This window comes from Brevibacillus massiliensis (assembly GCF_000311785.1).
Taxonomy (GTDB): domain Bacteria; phylum Bacillota; class Bacilli; order Brevibacillales; family Brevibacillaceae; genus Brevibacillus_C; species Brevibacillus_C massiliensis.
Genome location: NZ_HE978559.1, coordinates 15359 through 34783 on the forward strand (window position 1 = coordinate 15359; position 19425 = coordinate 34783).

Below are 19425 nucleotides of genomic sequence, written 5' to 3' on the forward strand. Positions count from 1 at the left end.
CGTCCTATTCGAGGGGACGGCCGCCGTGTTTTTCCAAGTATAAAAACCAACAACTGTTGAGGAGACGTATCTGCCGGATGTCCTTCCCGTAGAAGGCCCGCTGCAGTTGTTTACGCATCCACTGCGGCATGAAGGCACCTCCTGTAGCGTTTCACGTTTACATGCAGTGTATGCCTAAGGAAACGGGGCGGTACCTGTCCGCGCGCGGGTAAATAGCCGCCCCGGATGACAGGAGAAGGGAATGCCATGATGACTGACCAGGAACTGCAAAAATTGGTAGAACAGATATCCTTGCAGTTTTTCTGCAAACCGTTTCGCCACCTGGCCCGGTTTAACAGCCGGCTCAAAACGACTGGCGGGCGCTATCTCCTGCGTACCCACGACATCGAACTAAACCCCCGCCACCTGCAGGAACACGGCGTAGAAGAATTGATCGGGATCATCAAACACGAGCTGTGCCATTACCATCTGCATCTATCGGGCCAAGGGTATCGACACGGTGACAAAGCGTTTCGCTCCCTGCTGCAGCAGGTGGGAGGATCGCGCTACTGCAGACAGGTATCCGGCGGGCCAAGAGTCCTGCCTTACAAGTACGCGCTGATCTGCCGGGATTGCGGCATGTCTTACAAACGCAAGCGCAAAGTCGACCCGGCCCGCTTTGTGTGCGGGCGCTGCCGCGGGAAATTGCGCCTGGAGGGTTTGTAGCCTGCCTGTTTCCTTGCACAGCCGACGAGGCAACGGCTATAATGGGAAAATCAAGAATGGAAGGGGGGCGGGGGCACTGTCACACGATGAATTCTCTCTCATACGCGAGTGGACCAAACGGGGGGCGCAGCACGCGCAAGGCGGCCTGTCAGTAGGAATCGGTGATGATGCCGCGGTTTTTACTCCGCCCCCCGGAATGCAAATCGTTGCTTGTTGTGACACGATGATCGAGACCGTCCATTTTCTGCGGGAAACGATGCAGCCGGAAGACATCGGCTATAAGGCCCTTGTCAGCAATGTGAGCGACATTGCCGCGATGGGAGGCATCCCCCGGTACGCCCTGGTGTCCATCGGCATCTCCAGCCGATGGTCGCCGCCGGAGTGCCGACGGATTTACGACGGGATGTACGAAGCCTGCGAACGGTACGGGGTGCAGATCATCGGCGGTGACACCGTCTCGACGCCCGATGCACTCTATTTGTCCATTACCGTCCTCGGAGAAGTGGAAACCGGGCGAGCGCTGCTTCGAAGCGGCGCCAGGCCGGGAGATGCGATTTTTGTTACCGGCCCGGTAGGCGGGTCTGCTGCGGGACTGGCCATGCTGCTCAAGGCCAAAGCTGCCGGTGGCGAAGTGGGCCGGGACTGGAAGTCTGTCGCGGCATTTCATCAACGTCCCGAAGCCCAGGTGAAGGCAGGCCGCTTGCTGCTGGCGAGCGGCCTTGCCGGGGCGTTAAACGACGTCAGCGACGGCCTTGCCTCCGAACTGTGGGAAATTGCCGAAGCAAGCGGAGTTCGCATGCTGATCGAGCGGGACAAGATACCGCTCGACCGTGAAGTGAAGGCATATGCGGCCAGTGTTGGGCAAGATCCGCTGGCATGGGCTTTATTCGGCGGTGAAGACTATCAGCTGGTCGGGACGGTCAGAGCGGCCTCTCCGATTGCGGAGCAGTTTTCGGCCAGTGGTCTGCCGCTGTATTTGATCGGCAGAGTAGAGCCGGGAGCGCCGGGTGTGTGGCTTGCAGACCAGGAAGGCTGTCGCCCGCTTGAAAAAGGCGGGTATAACCACTTTGCGTAAAGGTCTGTTGGAAGGATAGCGGGGATTGTCAGAAAGAACAGGAGGAAGTGACGTATGGTCGAACCGTACGTTTGGACGTTTGCAAGTGCAGAAGAAACGCAGCAGTTTGCAAGACGGCTGGCGGAATATTTGCAGCCGGGGGACGTGCTGGCCCTGGAGGGAGATCTCGGGGCGGGAAAAACCACCTTTACACAGGGCCTGGCTCGCGGCCTGGGGGTCGCCGAAGGGGTGAACAGTCCCACCTTTACGATCATCAAGGAGTATGCCGGCCGCTTGCCGCTGTACCACATGGATGTTTACCGTGTGGAGAATGACGCTGATCAGCTTGGTTTGGACGAGTATTTCTACGGGGATGGCGTCTCTGTAGTCGAGTGGGCTTCCCTGATCGAACCGGTGCTGCCGGAGGAGCGTCTGACCGTCACTCTCTCAGTTGGAGAAGGACAGGCGCGTCGCTGCCGCCTGGAGCCGAGGGGCAGGCGTTATGAAGAATTGTGCGAGGAGATCGGAAAGCATGCGCATTTTGGCAATTGATACGTCCAACCTCGTCCTGAGTACGGCGGTGGTGGAGGAAGAGCGCGTTCTTGGCGAGTGGACGACCAATCTGAATAAAAATCACTCGGTCCGGCTGATGGAAAGCATCTCTCAATTGTTGGACAGCCTGGACCTCGGCCCGGATCAGTTGGACGGGATAGCGGTCGCCCGCGGGCCGGGTTCCTATACGGGGGTACGGATCGGAGTGGCAACCGCCAAGACCATGGCCTGGTCACTCAACATTCCCGTGATCGGCGTCTCCAGTCTGCAGGCTGTCGCAGCCAATGCAGGCGGGTACTCCGGTATGATCGTCCCTTTGTTTGACGCCAGGCGGGGACAGGTTTACACGGGTGGCTACCGATCCGGTCCCGACATGACTGCCCGTGAGGTGCTGCCGGAGCGGATCATCCTGCTGAGGGATTGGCTGCCGATGGCAGCCGAGGCCGCAGCGGACGGGCCGGTTTTGTTCCTCGGTGATGATGTGTCGATTCACCGCAGTGTGATCACGGAAGTACTGGGCGAGCAGGCGCAATTTGCGCCTCCGTTCTTTAACCACCCCCGGGCGGCCGGCATAGGCTGGTTAGCGGCAAAGCAGATCGGGAGAGCGGGAAATGTCCATCAACTCGTTCCCGAGTATCTGCAGCTGGCTGAGGCTGAGGCCAAACTGAAGGCAAGAGGTTGTTCGACATGAACGAACATGACGTTGTAGAGTTTCGGTTTATGACACTGGAGGACGTGGAGGCGGTCGCCGAGTTGGAGCGCCTGTCGTTTCCCACGCCGTGGCCGCTTGAGGCCTTTGTCAACGAGCTGACGATTAACCGGAATGCCAAATACGTCGTCGCGGTCCGGGGCGGGCGCGTCATCGGTTACTGCGGGATGTGGCTGATCCTGGATGAGGCGCACATTACCAACATAGCGATTCACCCTGACAGCCGCGGTCAAAAAATCGGGGAACAGTTGATGCGGCAGATGATGGAATTGGCAAAATCGCTGGGAGGCGCGCAGATGACGCTGGAGGTGCGCCCGTCCAATCAGGTTGCGCGAAACTTGTATGCCAAGCTGGGGTTCAAGGAGCACGGGCGGCGAAAAAGGTATTATTCGGACAACAATGAAGACGCATTGATTATGTGGGTGAAGCTTCGTGAATAAAACGAAAATGTCGCGCTATGAACAGCGGGTAGAGGAAACCTATCAACGGCATGTGCAGTCAGGCAAACCGACATTGATCCTCGGCATAGAGACCAGCTGCGACGAGACATCTGCGGCAGTCGTACAGGACGGAACGGCGATTCTTTCCAACATCATCGCCTCACAGGCGGAGATTCACAAAAAGTTTGGCGGCGTCGTACCAGAAGTGGCTTCCCGCCGGCATGTGGAAAATATTACGCTGACAATCAATCAGGCCTTGGAAACGGCCGGAACAACACTTGACGATATTTCGGCGATTGCCGTCACCTACGGTCCCGGGCTGGTCGGCGCCTTGCTGGTTGGCGTGGCGGCGGCAAAAACGCTTTCTTTCACCCGCGGGATTCCCTTGATCGGGGTGCATCACATTGCCGGCCATATTTATGCCAACCGGCTGGTCAAGGAGATGGAGTTTCCGCTCGTCTCCCTGGTCGTGTCGGGCGGCCATACCGAGTTGGTCCTGATGGAGCGGCACGGCGAGTACGCCATCCTTGGAGAGACCAGGGACGACGCCGCCGGGGAAGCGTATGACAAGGTGGCGCGGGCGCTCCGTCTGCCGTATCCGGGCGGTCCGCATATCGACCGGTTGGCCGCCGCGGGACAGGCAGGCATACCGCTGCCGCGGGCTTGGCTGGAGCCGGATTCGTACGATTTCAGCTTCAGCGGCTTAAAGTCGGCTGTGCTGAACGCCCTGCACAACGCAGAGCAGCGGGGGGAGAAGGTGGAGCCGGCTGACATGGCGGCCAGTTTCCAAGAGTCTGTCGTCGAAGTTCTGGTAGAAAAGACGATACGGGCAGCGATGACGTATGGCGCCAGACAAGTGCTGTTAGCCGGCGGCGTGGCGGCTAACAGCGGATTGCGCCGGGCGCTGGCCGACAGCTGCCAAAAAGCGGGAGTCGAGCTCGTCGTCCCTCCGATCTCGCTGTGTACGGACAACGCAGCGATGATTGCAGCTGCCGGATATGTCTCTTATCAGAAGCGCCAGTTTGCCGCCCTTGATTTAAACGGGGTGCCGGGACTGCCGCTGACTTCCTTCTAAGTTGACAGAAAATCGCCTGAAACGGGCGATTTTTTTATTGCATCCACAGCCGTGAACAATTTTCCCGGTAAAACCCAGGCAAAGGGTTGTGGAAAATGTTGATAACTTGGTGGATACTTGCTGAAACCTCATCCGGCCTGTGGATTATCTTGTGGAAATGGTGGATAAGTCTGTTGAAATCCGGGATACACTAAAGGGATACCAACAGCTTGGACGGAGCTTTTTCCACAGGGAGGTCGTCATGCACAAGTATCTCGCATTCTTTTTGTCGCTGTCTCTGCTGGTCAATCTGTCCTGTACAAAAACGGTTCACGCGCAACTCCCGACCGGCAAGCGGCAAGTCGTCGTGATTTCCGTAGAAGGGCTTTCCTTTGCCGATGTATCGCAGCTGCGGGGCTATCCACAAGTGGGCAAATGGATGGAACGAGCCGATTGGGGGGCTCTTTCGATTCGCTTCGGCGGCCCGCGCACGGAAGCGAATGCCTATCTGCAGATGGGAAGCGGAGGGCAGGCACTCTACAACAAGCGGAGTGATACCGCCTACGGGGCGAATGAAGAGATAGAGTCTGGCGTGCTTGCGGCTGACAGGATGCGCCAAGTGACCGGGAAAGACCGGCGGGAGGCGGCAACAGGGGCCATTTTGTTTCCAGGCATCTTCCGCTTGAAGCTGGATAACGAAAACAAGCCGTTCACCTCCCGCATCGGTCTGCTCGGGTCGAGGCTGCAGCAGGCTGGAGTGGAGGTGGCCCTGTACGGCAACGGAGATTACGGCGTGACCAGAGCCCGCCACGCTGCTCTCTTGGCCATGAACCAACAGGGGGAGATCTCCCGCGGAGACGTGACAAGCCGCTGTTTGCTGTCCGCACCGGATTATCCTTACGGGGTGAGAACTGATTACGACTACCTGTACGATTGTCTGACGGCTGGGCGCCAGCCTGGACTGACAGTCATCCAGCTGGCTGATCTGGCCAGGCTGTACCGCTTTCGCGAGCTGATGGACCCGGGTCATTTTCAGGCGCTGTATCAGAGAATCATGTCGGACCTTGACGCTTTCCTGGGAAAAGTGATCAGCAGCCGCCAATCGGGGCAGTTGATCATGCTGCTCTCGCCGGTGCCGAACGAATTGGCCCGAAAAGAAAAATCACTATTGACCCCGATCGCGGTGTGGAAGGGGTCTGCGGCGAGCGGGCTGCTCACATCGGCGACGACGCGCCAGCAAGGAGTCGTCAGCGGCCTGGACGTCCTGCCGACGATTTTATCGTGGTTTTCGCTTCCCGCGCCTCCCGGATTGGCGGGACATGTCATCACGAAGGCTGCAGAGGCTGGACCAAGCCCGTTGATCAAAAGCAAATCCGCCCTGCTTCCGGAGGCGGCAGGGGGGCTCGGACAGCTCGTGACGGAAGTAAAGAGAATCGACCACATTTACCGCAATCGTTCAACCGTGATGTATACGTACGTCATGCTGCAAATCATCGTCCTCCTGTACGCTTCGGTGCTGTGGGTGTGGAACAAACGGATCCAAAGGCGGGACGTCCCGTTTCTGCGGTATACGGCCAGGCTGGGCTTGCTGGCGATGATGTTTTTCCCTGTCTTGTTTCTTCTGGAGCCGCTGCTCCCGCTGTCGATCCCGCCAGCGGCCATGATTAGCACGGCAATGCTGCTTGCGCTCGGAGCAGCCCGGCTTAGCGGGCACTGGCCCTATCCCCGCTTGTTTGCCGCCGTGGCGGGATGTACCGTGCTCGCGATCCTGATGGACGGCTTCCTCGGTGCGCAAGCGATGCGGCGTTCCTATATGGGCTATGATCCCGTCATCGGGGCGAGGTTTTACGGGCTTGGCAACGAATACGAGGGAGTGTTGATCGGAGCCGGGGTACTGCTGTTCGCCGCCTTGTACGAAGGGAGGCGGTCATCAATCCAGAGAGGCAAGCCGGGTCTGCGGTCAGGCCGTTTTTGGCTGGCGGCGGCGGGTTTTGCCTTGATCCTGTTTTACATGGCTGCCCCGACGCTGGGCACGAATGCAGGAGGTTTTCTCGCCGGCTGTGTCGGATTTGGCGTCGCTATTGCCCGGCTGGAGGGCTGGAAGGCAAGCAAAAAAAGCCTGCTGCTGGCGGCAGGAGGCTTGCTTCTGGGGGTGGTCATTTTGGTTGCCGGCAATCTGCTGTCACAAGGGCCGCCCACCCATGTGGGAAGGGCCGCCCATGAGCTGGTTGCGGGCAATTGGGAAGAGATCGGGCGGATTGTACAGCGGAAGCTGGAGATGAACTGGCGGCTCATTCGCGTCTCCGCGTGGAGCAAGATGTTCGCGGTGTCCCTGTTCGTGATCGCTCTGTTGAGCCTGCGCCCCAATCGCTATCTGCGGCAGCTCTCCGTCCGCCATCCCTACATGGTGAAAGGGTTTGGCGGCATCATCGCCGGATCGTTGGCTGGCCTGCTCCTCAATGATTCCGGCATTGTCACCGCCGCTACCGCCATTCTCTTTTTCGTCGTCCCGGCCCTCTACGCCGCGATCGGCGATGAAGCGGAGCAAAAGACGGCCGTTTAAGTTCGGCTAGACGTCCGACAAATCGCTCCACTCCTCGAGCAGTTGATCGATTTCGGCGCGGGCCTGGCTGATGCATTCATTCCGCTCTTTTACCAGAAGGTGATCGGAGTAGATCTCCGGTTGGCAGAGCTCTTCCTCCCAACGGGCGATCTCTGCTTCCCGCTCGGCGATCGTCTGCTCAATTTCTTCGATCCGGCGCAGGCGCTGCCGTTCGCGCCGTTTTGCTTCCTTTTCCTGCTCGTAGCTCAGCTTTTCTTTGGGGACAGCTTGAGCCGGAGTCTGTTTTGCGCCGGGGTTTGCAGCCTTTTCCTTGCTTCTCTCCAGGGCCAGCTCAGCCAGTTCCTGCTTCTTCTCGACGTAGTAGTCGTAGTCGCCGAGGTAACTGGTCACACCATCCGGTGATAATTCCAGCACGCGGGTGGCGATGCGGTTCAGGAAGTAGCGGTCGTGGGAGACGAACAGGATGGTGCCGGGATAGTCAAACAAGGCATTTTCCAGGACTTCCTTGCTCAAGATGTCAAGGTGGTTGGTCGGCTCGTCAAAGAGGAGGAAATTGGCCTCCTGCAGCATCAGCTTCGCCAGGGAGACCCGAGCTCTTTCGCCTCCAGACAGATCGCCAATCTTCTTCAGCACGTCGTCACCGCTGAACAAAAAATTGCCGAGCAGCGTGCGGACGTCCTTTTCCAGCATGTTCGGATAGTCGTCCCAGATTTCCGCCAGCACCGTTTTCCCCTCGTGCAAATTCTGCTGTTCCTGATCGTAGTACCCGATCGTCACATTGCTGCCGAGCTGTATCTGCCCGCGCAGCGCAGGAAGCTGGCCGATGATGGTTTTGAGCAGCGTCGATTTGCCGATGCCATTCGGCCCGACGATGGCAACCCGCTCTTCCCGTTCGATCGTAAAGGTAAGGTTGCCGGCCAGTACATGATCACCGTAGCCGATCGACAGGTTGGTTATTTTCCCCACATCGTGGCCGCTCATTTTGGCAATTCCAAATGAAAAATGGGCTGCCTTCGTTCCGGTTACAGGCTTTTCCAAACGATCCATTTTCTCTAGCGCCTTGCGCCGGCTTTGCGCCCGTTTGGTCGTGGTGGCGCGGGCGATGTTGCGCTGGATAAAATCCTCCATTCTGGAAATTTCCTCCTGCTGCCTTTCATACATGCGCAGTTCCTGTTCGATCCGGCTCGCCTTGGTCTCGAGAAACTTGCTGTAATTGCCGACGTAACGAGTGGCGCGGTTCCGTTCGATCTCGTAGATGACCGTGACCAGCTTGTCGAGGAAGTAGCGGTCGTGAGAGACGACGAGGATCGCGCCTTTGTAGTTTTGCAGATAGGTTTCCAGCCAGGTCATCGTCTCGATATCCAGGTAGTTGGTCGGCTCGTCGAGCAAAAGCAGGTCAGGGGCCTGCAGCAGCAGCTTGGCCAATGCCAGACGGGTTTTTTGCCCGCCGCTGAGCGTCTGAATAGGAGTCGTCACCTCCATGTCGGCAAAGCGCAGACCGTGCAGGACGCCGCGAATACTCGCTTCATAGCTGTAACCGCCCCGGTCGCGGAACGCGACAGAGCGTCTGTCGTACTCCTCAAGCACCTGCTTGTAGCGCCGTTCATCCGCTAAAACCTCCTCGCTGCCCATCTCCAGTTCCAAACGCCGCAGCACGCGCTCTTCTTCCTGTAAATCTTGGAAGACGCCCATCATCTCGTCCCAGATCGTCTGCTCTGACTCCAACCCGCTGTCTTGGGCCAGATAGCCCAGCGTCACGTCCTTGGGCTTGCGGATCACACCGCTGTCAAAGCTGAGCTGGCCGGCGAGAATTTTCATCAAGGTAGACTTCCCGGCCCCGTTCACGCCGACCAGTCCGACCCGCTCTCCGGATTGTATTTGCAATGATATATCTTGTAGAATGGTTTCAACACCGTAGGCTTTGTTTATGTGTTCGGCTTGCAGTAAAATCATGGTTTCACCTCAAGATGGATGTCCCATATAGTGTAGCGTAAGCCAAAGCCTAAGGACAAGGGGAAGCAGGGGGGAGGATACGTGCAGATCGGGGAACAAAAACGAGTGCTGCGCAAGCGGGTGCTGCAGGCCAGAGCGTCGCTTTCGGCGGAGGAGCGCGAGCAGAGGGCACGGCAAATGACCCGCCATTTGCTGGCGTACCAGCCGCTCGCCGAATGCAGGTCGCTGCTCGGGTTTTATCCGTTTCGCGATGAAATCGACATTCGGCCGTTCTTGGCGGAGGCCCGGAAGCGGGGACAAGAGGTTTATCTGCCTTTGACGGTCCCGTCCACCAGGCAGCTCATCCCCTATCTGTTCACAGGGGAGTCGATGCTGCGTACGGGGGCTTACGGCATTGCCGAGCCGGATCCGTCCAGGTCCGCACCCGCCGACCCCGACGCGATTGAGGCGGTGATCGTGCCCGGCGTGGTGTTTGACCGCAAAGGAGGCCGGATCGGTTACGGCGGGGGTTACTACGACCGGTTCCTGGCACGGCTGAATCGCCGGCCGCTTTTGATCGGCGCCGGCTTTATGCTGCAAGTGACCGGGGAAGTGCCGCGGGAGCCGCACGATCAGCCCCTTGACTGCCTCGTGACCGAAGAAGGGGTTGTCGACTTCGCACACAACTGAAACATTTCTGCCATAAAAACCATTATTAGTGTACAATCGAAGTAGGATAAGATGTAGTATAATGTAGGCCGTCAGAACGATTGGCGGAAAGTTTGCGACAACGGAAAAACAGAAGCTTGGCTGTTGCCCTTTGGATAAATTGGGCATGCTTGTATACAAGTCCACTTCTGTCAGTGAAGCGGAGGAAATACGTATGTCAAATTGGAAAATCGGCGTGATTACAGCAAGTGATTCCATTGCCAAAGGAGAGCGGGAAGACGACCGAATTGGCGTGCTGCGGCAGTTGTCACAGGAGTTTTTGCAGGCGGACGTCTCCGTTTACCGGACAGTCCCGGACGATATGGAAGAGCTGAAAGAGCAGATGATAGAGCTCGTCGACCGCGAAAAATGCGATCTGCTCATCGTCACCGGCGGCACCAGCCTGAGTCCCCGGGACGTGACCCCGGAGGTCACATCCTGGGTGATCGACCGTCCTGTTCCGGGATTCGCCGAGGAAATGCGCCGGGCCGGACTGCAGCAGTCCCGCCGCGCGATGCTGACCCGGGCAGTCGCCGGGACGCGGGGAAACAGCCTCATCCTGAACCTCCCCGGAAGTCCGAAAGGGGTAGATATCTGTCTGAGAGCGATCGCTGACATGATCCCGGATGCCCTTCACATTCTGCAGGGGCGTGAACAGACCCGGGAAGAGTGGGGGGGTTACGGTTGGTAACGAAACCGAAGTTTATCGAGGTTCCCGTTCGCCAGGCAGTCGGCATGGTTTTGCCTCACGATGTCACGCAAATTATTCCCGGGCAATTTAAGGGGCGCTTGCTAAAAAAGGGGCATGTTATTACTGAAGAGGATATCGAACCGCTGCTGTCGATCGGCAAGGAACACATCTACATCTTGGACATGCCGCCAGGACACCTGCACGAGAACGAAGCTGCGGAGCGAATCGCTTCGGCAGTCATCGGCGGGGGCTTGACGATGTCCGAGCCGGCCGAAGGGAAGATTACCTTGAAGGCGAAAGTAAAGGGACTGGCCAAGGTAAACGCGGCTGCCGTTCACGCCATTAATGAGCTGGAAGCGATCGCGCTTTCGACGATTGTAACCAACCGGGTAGTAGATGCGGGGAAGGCGGTCGCAGCCACACGCATCATTCCGTTGATTATCGAAGAGGAACGGATCCGCGAGCTGGAGCAGGTGGCGGCCAGCTTTTCCGGCCCGATCGTCCAAGTGATTCCGTTTGCGCCTAAGCGGGTAGGGCTGGTGACGACCGGCAGCGAAGTCTACTCCGGGCGGATTGCCGACAAGTTCGGCCCCGCTGTTCGGGCCAAAGTGGAGGCGCTGGGCTCTGTCGTGACGGAGCAGCGATTTGCCTCTGACGATAAGGCGATGATTGAACAGGAGATTCGCTACTTTTTAGAACAAGGTGTAGATCTGGTTCTCGTCACCGGCGGCATGTCCGTCGACCCAGACGACCGGACGCCTGGTGCGATCGCCGGCGTGGGGGCGCGGGTGGTCCGTTACGGGACGCCGATGCTGCCCGGATCGATGCTGATGATCGCCTACGCGGGAAAGACTCCGATACTCGGATTGCCGGGGGCTGTCATGCACGAGCCGTTTACTTCCTTTGACGTTTTCCTTCCGCGTTTGTTGCTTGGCGAGGAAATCACCGAACAAGACGTGACTTGCCTTGGCTACGGTGGTTTGCTGCATACCTAAATTCTTAAAGAAATGGAGTGAGTAACTTGCCAACGAATATCGGGATAGGTGGATTTGTATTACTTTTGATTTTAGCGCTGATCTTGTTTGGACCGAAAAAGCTGCCCGAGCTGGGGCGCGCTGTCGGCAATACCCTGAAAGAGTTTAAGAACGCAACCCGCGGCCTGACCGGCGAAGAGGAGGACCAGCGGACGCAGAACGTACAGAAAGCTGCAGCGACCGACACCACAGTCGACCGGGAGCAGATTGAAAAGGAAATTCGCGAGCGGATTGAACGGGAGCGCCTGGAGGCAAAAATCCGCGAACAGATAGAGCAAGAACAAAAGGCGTAATGACCTGACATGTTTCTTTTGATGTGTCTGGATGGGTAGGTGCCGGGATGGGAAAGAACCACGTTACGGATATGACAGTTGTTGAGCATTTGACGGAGCTGCGAAATCGGATCATCTGGGTGCTCATCGTCCTGGTGGTCTCGCTGATACTGGGGCTCGCCTGTGCCGGCCCGGTGATGGAATACGTCAAAAAGACCTCTGCGGCCGGAGCGATTCCTACAGTGGCGCTAGCTCCGACTGATATCATTCGCGTCTACATGCAGTTTGCCTTTTTGATCGCTCTGATCGTGACCCTGCCGGTAGCCCTGTACCATGTCTGGAAGTTTGTCAGTCCGGGGCTGCGGGAAGTAGAGCAGCGGGCTGCCGTCTATTTTATTCCCGCTGCTTTCCTCCTGTTTGTCGGCGGGGTCTTATTCGGCTATCTCGTGATCTTTCCGATGCTGATCGGCTTTATGACGAAGTTGACGATCAACACCGGGAATGAAGTCATGTTCGGGATTGCCCAGTATTTCAGTTTCATGTTTAACTTTCTGATCCCGTTCGGGCTGCTGTTTGAACTGCCGATTATCGTCATGTTCCTGACCCGGCTGCGGATTCTCAATCCGCTCCGATTGGCCAAGATCAGGCGTGTCGCTTATTTCGTCCTGGCAGTGATCGGCTTCTCGATTACTCCCCCTGATTTGGTCAGCCATATACTGGTGACGATTCCGCTGATTATTTTATATGAGATTAGCGTATTCCTCAGCCGGGTGGTCTACCGCAAGCAGTTGAAAGAGGACGAAGAGTGGGAGCTTCAATACGGCAGCGCTGAAGAAGTGAATGTGGATTGACATGCAGCATCTCTTGCTCTACAGGCGAGAGATGTTTTCTTGTTTTCGGGCATACTACGGCATGTAGATGGAAGGGGGAAAATGAGATGTGGAAATCCATCTGTCTAGCCTTGATGCTGTTTTCCGCTCAGCCGATTCAGGCGGAAGATGTGGAGTTGTACGACACGGACAAGGAACGGGTCATCCAAACCTTCGCCAATTCGGAGAAGTTTCAACAAGAAGCGGCTGATATCTTGAAGCGTGTTACCGGAAGGGTGCAGGAGCTGGCCCCTTCACTGACAAAAGTGGAGATCTTGAAAATCCCTTTGGCTCCGCCGCGGGAGCTGACCGTTCAGCCTGGCAACGTCCAGGCAAAAGTGGTGGAGATGTTCGTCGTGATGCCCAAGCAGGGAGCCCGGGCGCCTTGGCTCATCCTGCATACCAAAGAGCACAGCACGATTCTCGCCGAATTTTCCGGAAGCGTGCAGAGCCTGCGGGACATGATAAAGGCTGCTCCCCGTGCCGATCATCTGCAAAAACAGCAGTAGCCGACAGGGCGCTCCAGCCTGGACTTCCCAGGATGGAGCGTCTTTTTTCGTATGCAGGGCCGGGACTGTCTATTGAGGAGCTTTTGGGGTAATAAAATCCTCCGTATAGTAATCGTCATAGACACCGACACCTAGTTGGGTGAATTCCTTGGACAGGATATTTTTTCGGTGGCTGGGGCTGTTCATCCAGCCCTCGTGAGCTTCAATCGCATCGGGATAGCCGGCTGCAATATTTTCACCAGCCGCTTGGTAAGCAACACGGGAAAACTTCAAGCGCTCAAACGGATCCAAACCAGTCGATGCAGAAATGTGGTCAAAGAAGTGCGCATCCGACATATCATGGCTGTGGCTCTGCGCTACGGATGCCACCTGTTCGTTCCAGTCCAGGGGCGGAAGCTGATTGCGGTAGCGGCTCACATTTACCAGGTCAAATATTTGCCGGGCGTGAGCCGTATCGATCTGCTGCTGCTGCAAAAGTGTCAGCACAGGGGCGTCAAAGCTGGGACCATCCCCGGTATACGTCCATTTCATTTCATAATAGCCGCCCCGCAAGAGTATCAGTTTGTCGAGCAGTCGGATCGCTGACACATCGCGCTCGCTGGGTTTGTCGAGATAAAATATGATCGGTGTTCCTCCATCCAGAACAAGCGGCCGCTCTTTTGCCTGATTAGTCAGTTCAACGTTAACTCCTTTGTACGTAAAGGAAATCAGATCCTTCACCTCGTACTTTTGCGCAAGCGTTTGGTAGTCAGTGCCGACGCCAATGTCATCAACTGCTGCCGCAGGAGCGTTTGAATACAAATCGACTACCTTGCCGTCTGCGATTCCGACCTGCAGGTAATGATCAAAATCCTGATTGTAGACGTGCCATACATACCCGAACGGGCTTGGGTCGCGCCGCTGCGGCTGCCCCAATTTGGAGAGCGCTTGCTGCTCTGTGTCCCCAAGCGCAATGCCGAACAGGCTGACAGCCCTTTGCTCGATGGCCGCAGCAGCAACCGTGGGAAGTCTGCCGGACACGGTCTCCGGGAGCGCAGCAGGGGGATTGCTGTTTGCTTCAATGACGACGGGCGTGTCTGTTTGCGGGCCTTTGCCAATTGCTTTCTGCTGATCGCTGTTTGCCCTGAACTCCCACGCGGTCATCAGCGCCAAGACAGTAATGCTGCCCAATGCGATAAACCAACGTTTGTACAAAGGGAACCCCCTCCTTTAGCGTATGGTAGCCTTCTGATTCTATTTATATGATTTCGGGCTGTTAATAGTACCGGATCTACTCTATAAATTTTTTGGAATAGTTAGAAGTTTTCAGGCTGAAGACGGCAAGTATAAGGGAGGCCCGTTTGGAGATAGTAGATAAAGTGAGTGCTCAGGAGAAATTGCAAAATAGTGGTTGAAAAGTACTTGCAAAGGACAAAGCGATTCATTATTATAGGAATTGGGTGTTAGCACTCGACCAAGAGGAGTGCTAACAACTAAACGAATCACATCTATTTGAGGAGGGTGTTTTTTGTGTTGAAGCCATTAGGTGACCGTGTGGTACTCGAACCAATCTCGAAAGAAGAAACAACTGCTAGCGGTATCGTTTTGCCAGACACCGCTAAGGAAAAACCACAAGAAGGCCGCGTTATTGCAGTCGGATCCGGTCGCGTTGCTGACAACGGCGAACGTATCGCTTTGGAAGTAAAGGAAGGCGACAAAGTCATCTTCTCCAAGTACGCAGGCACTGAAGTAAAGGTGGACAACAAGGAATTGCTCGTGCTGCGCGAATCGGATATTCTGGCGGTTATCGACTAATTTCCGCCACTTGCACATAGTGATCGAAAATAACACATAACGTAGGAGGTTGTTAACATGGCAAAACAAATCAAGTTTTCCGAAGACGCCCGCCGCTCCATGTTGCGCGGTGTAGAAGCATTGGCTAACGCTGTTAAGGTAACGCTTGGACCAAAAGGCCGCAACGTCGTTCTGGAGAAGAAATTCGGCTCCCCGCTGATCACCAATGACGGGGTGACGATCGCGAAAGAAATCGAATTGGAAGACGCTTATGAAAATATGGGCGCACAGCTTGTGAAGGAAGTTGCGACCAAAACCAACGATGTAGCTGGTGACGGTACGACTACTGCTACTGTTCTGGCCCATGCGATGATTCGCGAAGGACTGAAAAACGTAACGGCAGGCGCCAATCCAATGGTGATCCGTCGCGGTATGGAAAAAGCAGTTCGCGCTGCTGTAGAAGAGATCAAATCGATCGCCAAGCCGGTTGAAAGCAAAGCTGCTATCGCACAAGTTGCAGCCATTTCCGCTGACGATCAGGAAGTTGGAAACCTGATCGCTGAGGCTATGGACAAAGTTGGAAAAGACGGCGTCATCACCGTTGAAGAATCCAAAGGCTTCGCTACCGAATTGGAAGTAGTCGAAGGGATGCAATTTGACCGCGGCTATGCTTCTCCGTACATGATCACCGATACTGACAAGATGGAAGCCGTTCTGAACAACCCTTACATTTTGATCACCGATAAGAAAATCTCCAACATCCAGGAAGTACTGCCGATTCTGGAGCAAGTGGTGCAAAGCGGCAAGCCGCTCTTGATCATCGCCGAAGACGTAGAAGGCGAAGCACTGGCTACTCTGGTGGTCAACAAACTGCGCGGTACCTTCACGGCTGTAGCTGTTAAAGCTCCTGGATTTGGCGATCGCCGCAAAGCAATGCTCGGTGATATCGCGATCCTGACCGGCGGTGAAGTGATTACCGAAGAATTGGGTCTCGACCTGAAATCCACGAAACTGGAACAACTCGGCCGCGCTGGCAAAGTGGTTGTTACCAAAGAACATACGACGATTGTTGAAGGTGCAGGCGATAAAGCTGCGATCGACGGTCGCGTAAATGAAATTCGCAAGCAAATCGAAGATACTACATCTGACTTCGACCGTGAAAAATTGCAAGAGCGCCTGGCAAAATTGGCTGGCGGTGTAGCAGTAATCAAGGTTGGAGCAGCTACCGAAACCGAACTGAAAGAAAAGAAACTCCGCATCGAAGACGCGCTCAACTCCACCCGCGCCGCTGTGGAAGAAGGTATCGTTCCTGGCGGTGGTACGACGCTCATCAACGCGATCAAAGCAGTTGAAGCTGTCAAAGCAGAAGGCGAAGAAGCAGTTGGCGTACAGATCGTGAAGCGTGCTCTCGAAGAGCCGGTTCGTCAAATCGCTGAAAATGCGGGCTTGGAAGGTTCGATCATCGTCGAACGCCTGAAGAAAGAACCGGTTGGCATTGGTTACAACGCCGCTACGGAAGAGTGGGTCAACATGCTTGAAGCAGGTATTGTCGATGCTGCTAAAGTTACCCGTTCTGCACTCTCCAACGCTGCGTCTGTCGCTTCCATGTTCCTGACCACGGAAGCTGTTGTAGCAGATAAGCCAGAAGAAAGCAAAGCTCCTGCCGGCATGCCGGACATGGGCGGAATGGGCATGATGTAATCGGGAACGAGATCCCGAATGACTGCTGGGAGACAGGTATTTTGCCTGTCTCCTTTTTTGGTTGCGGTCGAGTCGGTCTCTGACAAAAGAACCAGCTAAAAATTAGTCTGAAAATTAAAAATAGAAACATTTTACCAAGGTGATTTTGGCCTGATTCGAGTAAACTCTATTATCAGCGAAAGGAGATTGATCTTTATGAAGCGATTCGTTCTTTCCGTTTTGGCGGGCATGCTGTTCTTGACCACACCCGGGCTGGTTTCGGCCGATAGCGGTACGACAGCTGTGACTGAGTATCGCGTCCCCGGCTTGAAGAATGCGGCGGAGATCATTGTCGATCACTGGGGCGTTCCCCACATCTATGCTTCCAGCCAGGAGGACGCCTTTTTTGTTCAGGGCTTTAATGCTGCCAGAGACCGCTTATGGCAAATCGATCTTTGGCGAAGGAGAGGGTTGGGTCAGCTGTCGGAGGTGCTGGGGCCCGCATACGTCGACCAGGACCGGGCAGCCCGACTGTTCCTGTATCGCGGGGACATGAAGAAGGAATGGGCAGCCTACGGTCCTGATACCCAGAAAATCGTTACCGCTTTTGTCAATGGAATCAATGCGTATGTGGAAAAGGCTTTGGCAAATCCGGAATTGATCCCGGAGGAATTTCGAATTCTGGGCTACGAACCGGCCCAATGGTCGCCCGAGGATATCGTCCGGATCCGCAGTCATGGCCTGACGAGAAACTTGAAGAGCGAAGTGGCCAGGGCGCAGATTGTGAGTCAATTTGGCGGGGATGTGGAGAGTATCCGCCAGCGGCTGGAACCGCAGTGGAAGATGGAAGTTCCTGAGGGAGTCGATTACGGTGATATCCCCAAAGACGTACTAAAAGTATACGACCTGGCAACCCAGGGAGTCGAGTTCGATCAGGCGACGGGAACATTGAAACAGACCAGCCTGGCAGAGGAGCTGCACCAACAGGCCAATATCGGCAGCAACAACTGGGTCGTGAGCGGAGCGCGCACGGAAACCGGACGTCCAATTCTGGCCAATGACCCGCATCGGACGCTGTCACTCCCCTCGCTGCGCTATATTGCCCACTTGTCGGCACCTGGCATGGATGTGATCGGGGCAGGTGAACCTATTTTACCCGGCATATCGATCGGCCATAATGGAAAAATTGCCTTCGGATTAACCATCTTTGCCATTGACCAGGAGGACTTGTACGTTTATGAGACCAATCCGAAAAATCCATCAGAATACTGGTACAAGGGAAAATGGGTCCCGATGAAGGAAGTGAAGGAATCCGTCCCTGTACATGGCGGGCCGGCACAGGAAGTGACGCTGGAATACACCACTCACGGCCCCGTCATTTACAAGGACGCGGAGAAAAATAAAGCCTATGCCGTTCGGGCGGCATGGCTGGAGCCCGGGATGGCCCCGTATCTGGGAAGTTCCTCTTACATGACTGCTGCCAATTGGAAGGAGTTCTCCAAGGCGATGAACCAGTGGGGTTCTCCTTCGGAAAATCAGGTGTATGCCGACACTCAGGGCAATATAGGCTGGAAACCCGGCGGACTGACGCCTGTGAGAAAGAATTGGGACGGTCTTTTGCCAGTGCCGGGAGACGGGCGTTATGAATGGAACGGCTTCCTCAATCAAGAGAAGCTGCCGTCCGAGTATAACCCTTCCCGAGGGTACATCGGTACGGCCAATCAGATGAACCTGCCGAAAGATTACCGCTACGAACAATACAAGCTAGGGTTTGAGTGGGCCACTCCGTTCCGGTTTAACCGGATTGACGAGGTGCTTGGCCAAGACGACAAGCTGAGTGTGCAGGATGCATTGCGTCTGCAGACAGACTACCAATCCGAACCGGCAAAAAGGATCCAGCCGCTGCTGGTAAATCTGCAGCCCAATAATGAAAAGCAGAAGCAGGCCCTGCAGCTCCTGAAAAACTGGGACGGACAACTATCGCCAGACTCTGCGGCGGCCGCCTTGTTTGAAGTCTGGTATCAACAACACGTCAGGCCCGCGATGGTAGCAAAGCTGGTTCCGGCTGAAGCGAAACAGTTGACAGGGGCGGGGGACCCGGTCGTCATCCTCAACCTGGTAGAAAAACCTGATCAGCGGCTTGGTGACAATCCTGCAAAAGTACGGGATGAACTGCTGCTGTCGACGTTGGATGAAGCGATCCAGCATCTGGAGAACCTGCTCGGAGCTGACATGACGAAGTGGAAGTGGGGAGACCTGCACCACGCCGAGCTGAAACATCCGCTTGCCGCGCTCGTAGATGAACAGACAGCAAGCAAGATGAACATCGCACGGCTCCCCAGAGGGGGCAGCGCTGATACCGTAGGAAACACATCCTATTCCTCGGGTGATTTTCGGCAGATAAGCGGAGCGTCGTTCAGAATGGTGATCGATGTAGGCAACTGGGATGAATCAGTGGCCGTAAACAGTCCCGGCCAATCCGGCGACTACCGGGATCCCCATTATCAGGACCTGTTCCTGCTTTGGGCTAGCGACAAGGCTTTCCCTCTCCTGTACAGCCGTGAAAAGATTGAGCAGGCTGCGGAAAAGAAATTTGTTCTCACCCCTGGCAATTGAGTATTCTCATTCTGCCCCCGGTACCTTCCGGGGGCTTTCCTAAATGAATGGGACAGCCTTCCTGTTTGTTACATTTCCTGTTCCCCCTTTAAAATGATCTTGCATCCCGTTCAATGCTTTGTTATGATAACGGATGTCTCTCTCAAAGGGATGAGTTGACTCTCTGACTCTCTCAAAAAAAGTTAAGATTTACTATTGATTTTAACGATACTATGTGATAGAGTTGTAAGAGTCGCCGCTGATAAACGGCAAAAATGCTCTTTG

The 19425-nt window shown here is 55.6% G+C and carries 19 protein-coding genes; 16 read left to right on the plus strand and 3 right to left on the minus strand.

Annotation, left to right across the window (positions count from 1 at the left end; translation table 11 throughout):
• Positions 1 to 4: 4 nt before the first annotated feature.
• Positions 5 to 130 (minus strand): cortex morphogenetic protein CmpA, encoded by a 126-nt coding sequence (gene cmpA, locus HGBM_RS30085; protein ID WP_019123956.1) that lies wholly within the window; start codon positions 128 to 130, stop codon positions 5 to 7.
• Positions 131 to 249: 119 nt separating this feature from the next.
• Between cmpA and HGBM_RS25720 the strand changes: the two genes are divergently transcribed.
• The 7 genes from HGBM_RS25720 (at position 250) to HGBM_RS25750 (ending at position 7077) form a co-directional block, all read left to right on the plus strand.
• A complete protein-coding gene (locus HGBM_RS25720; RefSeq protein ID WP_026074661.1) occupies positions 250 to 705 on the plus strand; it encodes a SprT family protein in 456 nt (151 codons plus the stop codon).
• Positions 706 to 781: 76 nt separating this feature from the next.
• Positions 782 to 1780, plus strand: a complete 999-nt coding sequence (gene thiL, locus HGBM_RS25725) for a thiamine-phosphate kinase (protein WP_026074662.1) — start codon at positions 782 to 784, stop codon at positions 1778 to 1780.
• Between the two features lie 54 nt (positions 1781 to 1834).
• Positions 1835 to 2311, plus strand: a complete 477-nt coding sequence (tsaE, locus tag HGBM_RS25730; RefSeq protein ID WP_019123959.1) for a tRNA (adenosine(37)-N6)-threonylcarbamoyltransferase complex ATPase subunit type 1 TsaE — start codon at positions 1835 to 1837, stop codon at positions 2309 to 2311.
• Entirely contained in the window at positions 2292 to 3002 is a 711-nt protein-coding gene (gene tsaB / locus HGBM_RS25735; protein WP_019123960.1) for a tRNA (adenosine(37)-N6)-threonylcarbamoyltransferase complex dimerization subunit type 1 TsaB, read from the plus strand. Before tsaE ends, tsaB begins: the two co-directional genes overlap by 20 nt.
• Positions 2999 to 3460, plus strand: coding sequence for a ribosomal protein S18-alanine N-acetyltransferase (gene rimI, locus HGBM_RS25740; RefSeq protein WP_019123961.1), 462 nt, complete (start codon positions 2999 to 3001; stop codon positions 3458 to 3460). The genes tsaB and rimI overlap by 4 nt, the downstream gene beginning before the upstream one ends.
• Positions 3453 to 4535 carry a tRNA (adenosine(37)-N6)-threonylcarbamoyltransferase complex transferase subunit TsaD gene (gene tsaD, locus HGBM_RS25745; protein WP_019123962.1) on the plus strand — a complete coding sequence of 361 codons (1083 nt, stop codon included), beginning with the start codon at positions 3453 to 3455 and terminating at the stop codon, positions 4533 to 4535. Before rimI ends, tsaD begins: the two co-directional genes overlap by 8 nt.
• Before the next feature lie 241 nt (positions 4536 to 4776).
• Positions 4777 to 7077, plus strand: a complete 2301-nt coding sequence (locus HGBM_RS25750; protein ID WP_019123963.1) for an alkaline phosphatase family protein — start codon at positions 4777 to 4779, stop codon at positions 7075 to 7077.
• 6 nt (positions 7078 to 7083) lie between these two features.
• Here the strand turns inward: HGBM_RS25750 and HGBM_RS25755 are convergent, their stop codons facing one another.
• Positions 7084 to 9030, minus strand: a complete 1947-nt coding sequence (locus HGBM_RS25755) for an ABC-F family ATP-binding cassette domain-containing protein (protein ID WP_019123964.1) — start codon at positions 9028 to 9030, stop codon at positions 7084 to 7086.
• 81 nt (positions 9031 to 9111) lie between these two features.
• On the opposite strand from HGBM_RS25755, the gene HGBM_RS25760 reads away from it, so the two are divergent.
• The 6 genes from HGBM_RS25760 (at position 9112) to HGBM_RS25785 (ending at position 13092) form a co-directional block, all read left to right on the plus strand.
• A complete protein-coding gene (locus HGBM_RS25760; protein WP_019123965.1) occupies positions 9112 to 9699 on the plus strand; it encodes a 5-formyltetrahydrofolate cyclo-ligase in 588 nt (195 codons plus the stop codon).
• A gap of 193 nt (positions 9700 to 9892) precedes the next feature.
• Entirely contained in the window at positions 9893 to 10408 is a 516-nt protein-coding gene (locus HGBM_RS25765; protein ID WP_019123966.1) for a MogA/MoaB family molybdenum cofactor biosynthesis protein, read from the plus strand.
• Entirely contained in the window at positions 10402 to 11403 is a 1002-nt protein-coding gene (locus HGBM_RS25770; RefSeq protein ID WP_019123967.1) for a molybdopterin-binding protein, read from the plus strand. Before HGBM_RS25765 ends, HGBM_RS25770 begins: the two co-directional genes overlap by 7 nt.
• Before the next feature lie 26 nt (positions 11404 to 11429).
• Positions 11430 to 11735 (plus strand): twin-arginine translocase TatA/TatE family subunit, encoded by a 306-nt coding sequence (locus HGBM_RS25775; RefSeq protein WP_035288119.1) that lies wholly within the window; start codon positions 11430 to 11432, stop codon positions 11733 to 11735.
• Positions 11736 to 11782: 47 nt separating this feature from the next.
• Positions 11783 to 12565 (plus strand): twin-arginine translocase subunit TatC, encoded by a 783-nt coding sequence (gene tatC, locus HGBM_RS25780; RefSeq protein WP_019123969.1) that lies wholly within the window; start codon positions 11783 to 11785, stop codon positions 12563 to 12565.
• An 86-nt stretch (positions 12566 to 12651) separates the two neighbouring features.
• Positions 12652 to 13092 carry a hypothetical protein gene (locus HGBM_RS25785; RefSeq protein ID WP_019123970.1) on the plus strand — a complete coding sequence of 147 codons (441 nt, stop codon included), beginning with the start codon at positions 12652 to 12654 and terminating at the stop codon, positions 13090 to 13092.
• Positions 13093 to 13161: 69 nt separating this feature from the next.
• Here the strand turns inward: HGBM_RS25785 and HGBM_RS25790 are convergent, their stop codons facing one another.
• Complete coding sequence (locus HGBM_RS25790) at positions 13162 to 14286, minus strand: CAP domain-containing protein (protein WP_019123971.1); 1125 nt, start codon at positions 14284 to 14286, stop codon at positions 13162 to 13164.
• Between the two features lie 315 nt (positions 14287 to 14601).
• Here HGBM_RS25790 and groES point away from each other — a divergent pair, with 315 nt between their 5' ends.
• The 3 genes from groES (at position 14602) to HGBM_RS25805 (ending at position 19161) form a co-directional block, all read left to right on the plus strand.
• Positions 14602 to 14886, plus strand: coding sequence for a co-chaperone GroES (gene groES / locus HGBM_RS25795; RefSeq protein ID WP_019123972.1), 285 nt, complete (start codon positions 14602 to 14604; stop codon positions 14884 to 14886).
• Between the two features lie 57 nt (positions 14887 to 14943).
• On the plus strand, positions 14944 to 16566 hold the full coding sequence (gene groL, locus HGBM_RS25800; RefSeq protein WP_019123973.1) for a chaperonin GroEL: 1623 nt from the start codon (positions 14944 to 14946) through the stop codon (positions 16564 to 16566).
• Positions 16567 to 16761: 195 nt separating this feature from the next.
• Positions 16762 to 19161, plus strand: coding sequence for a penicillin acylase family protein (locus tag HGBM_RS25805; protein WP_019123974.1), 2400 nt, complete (start codon positions 16762 to 16764; stop codon positions 19159 to 19161).
• Positions 19162 to 19425 lie beyond the last annotated feature (264 nt).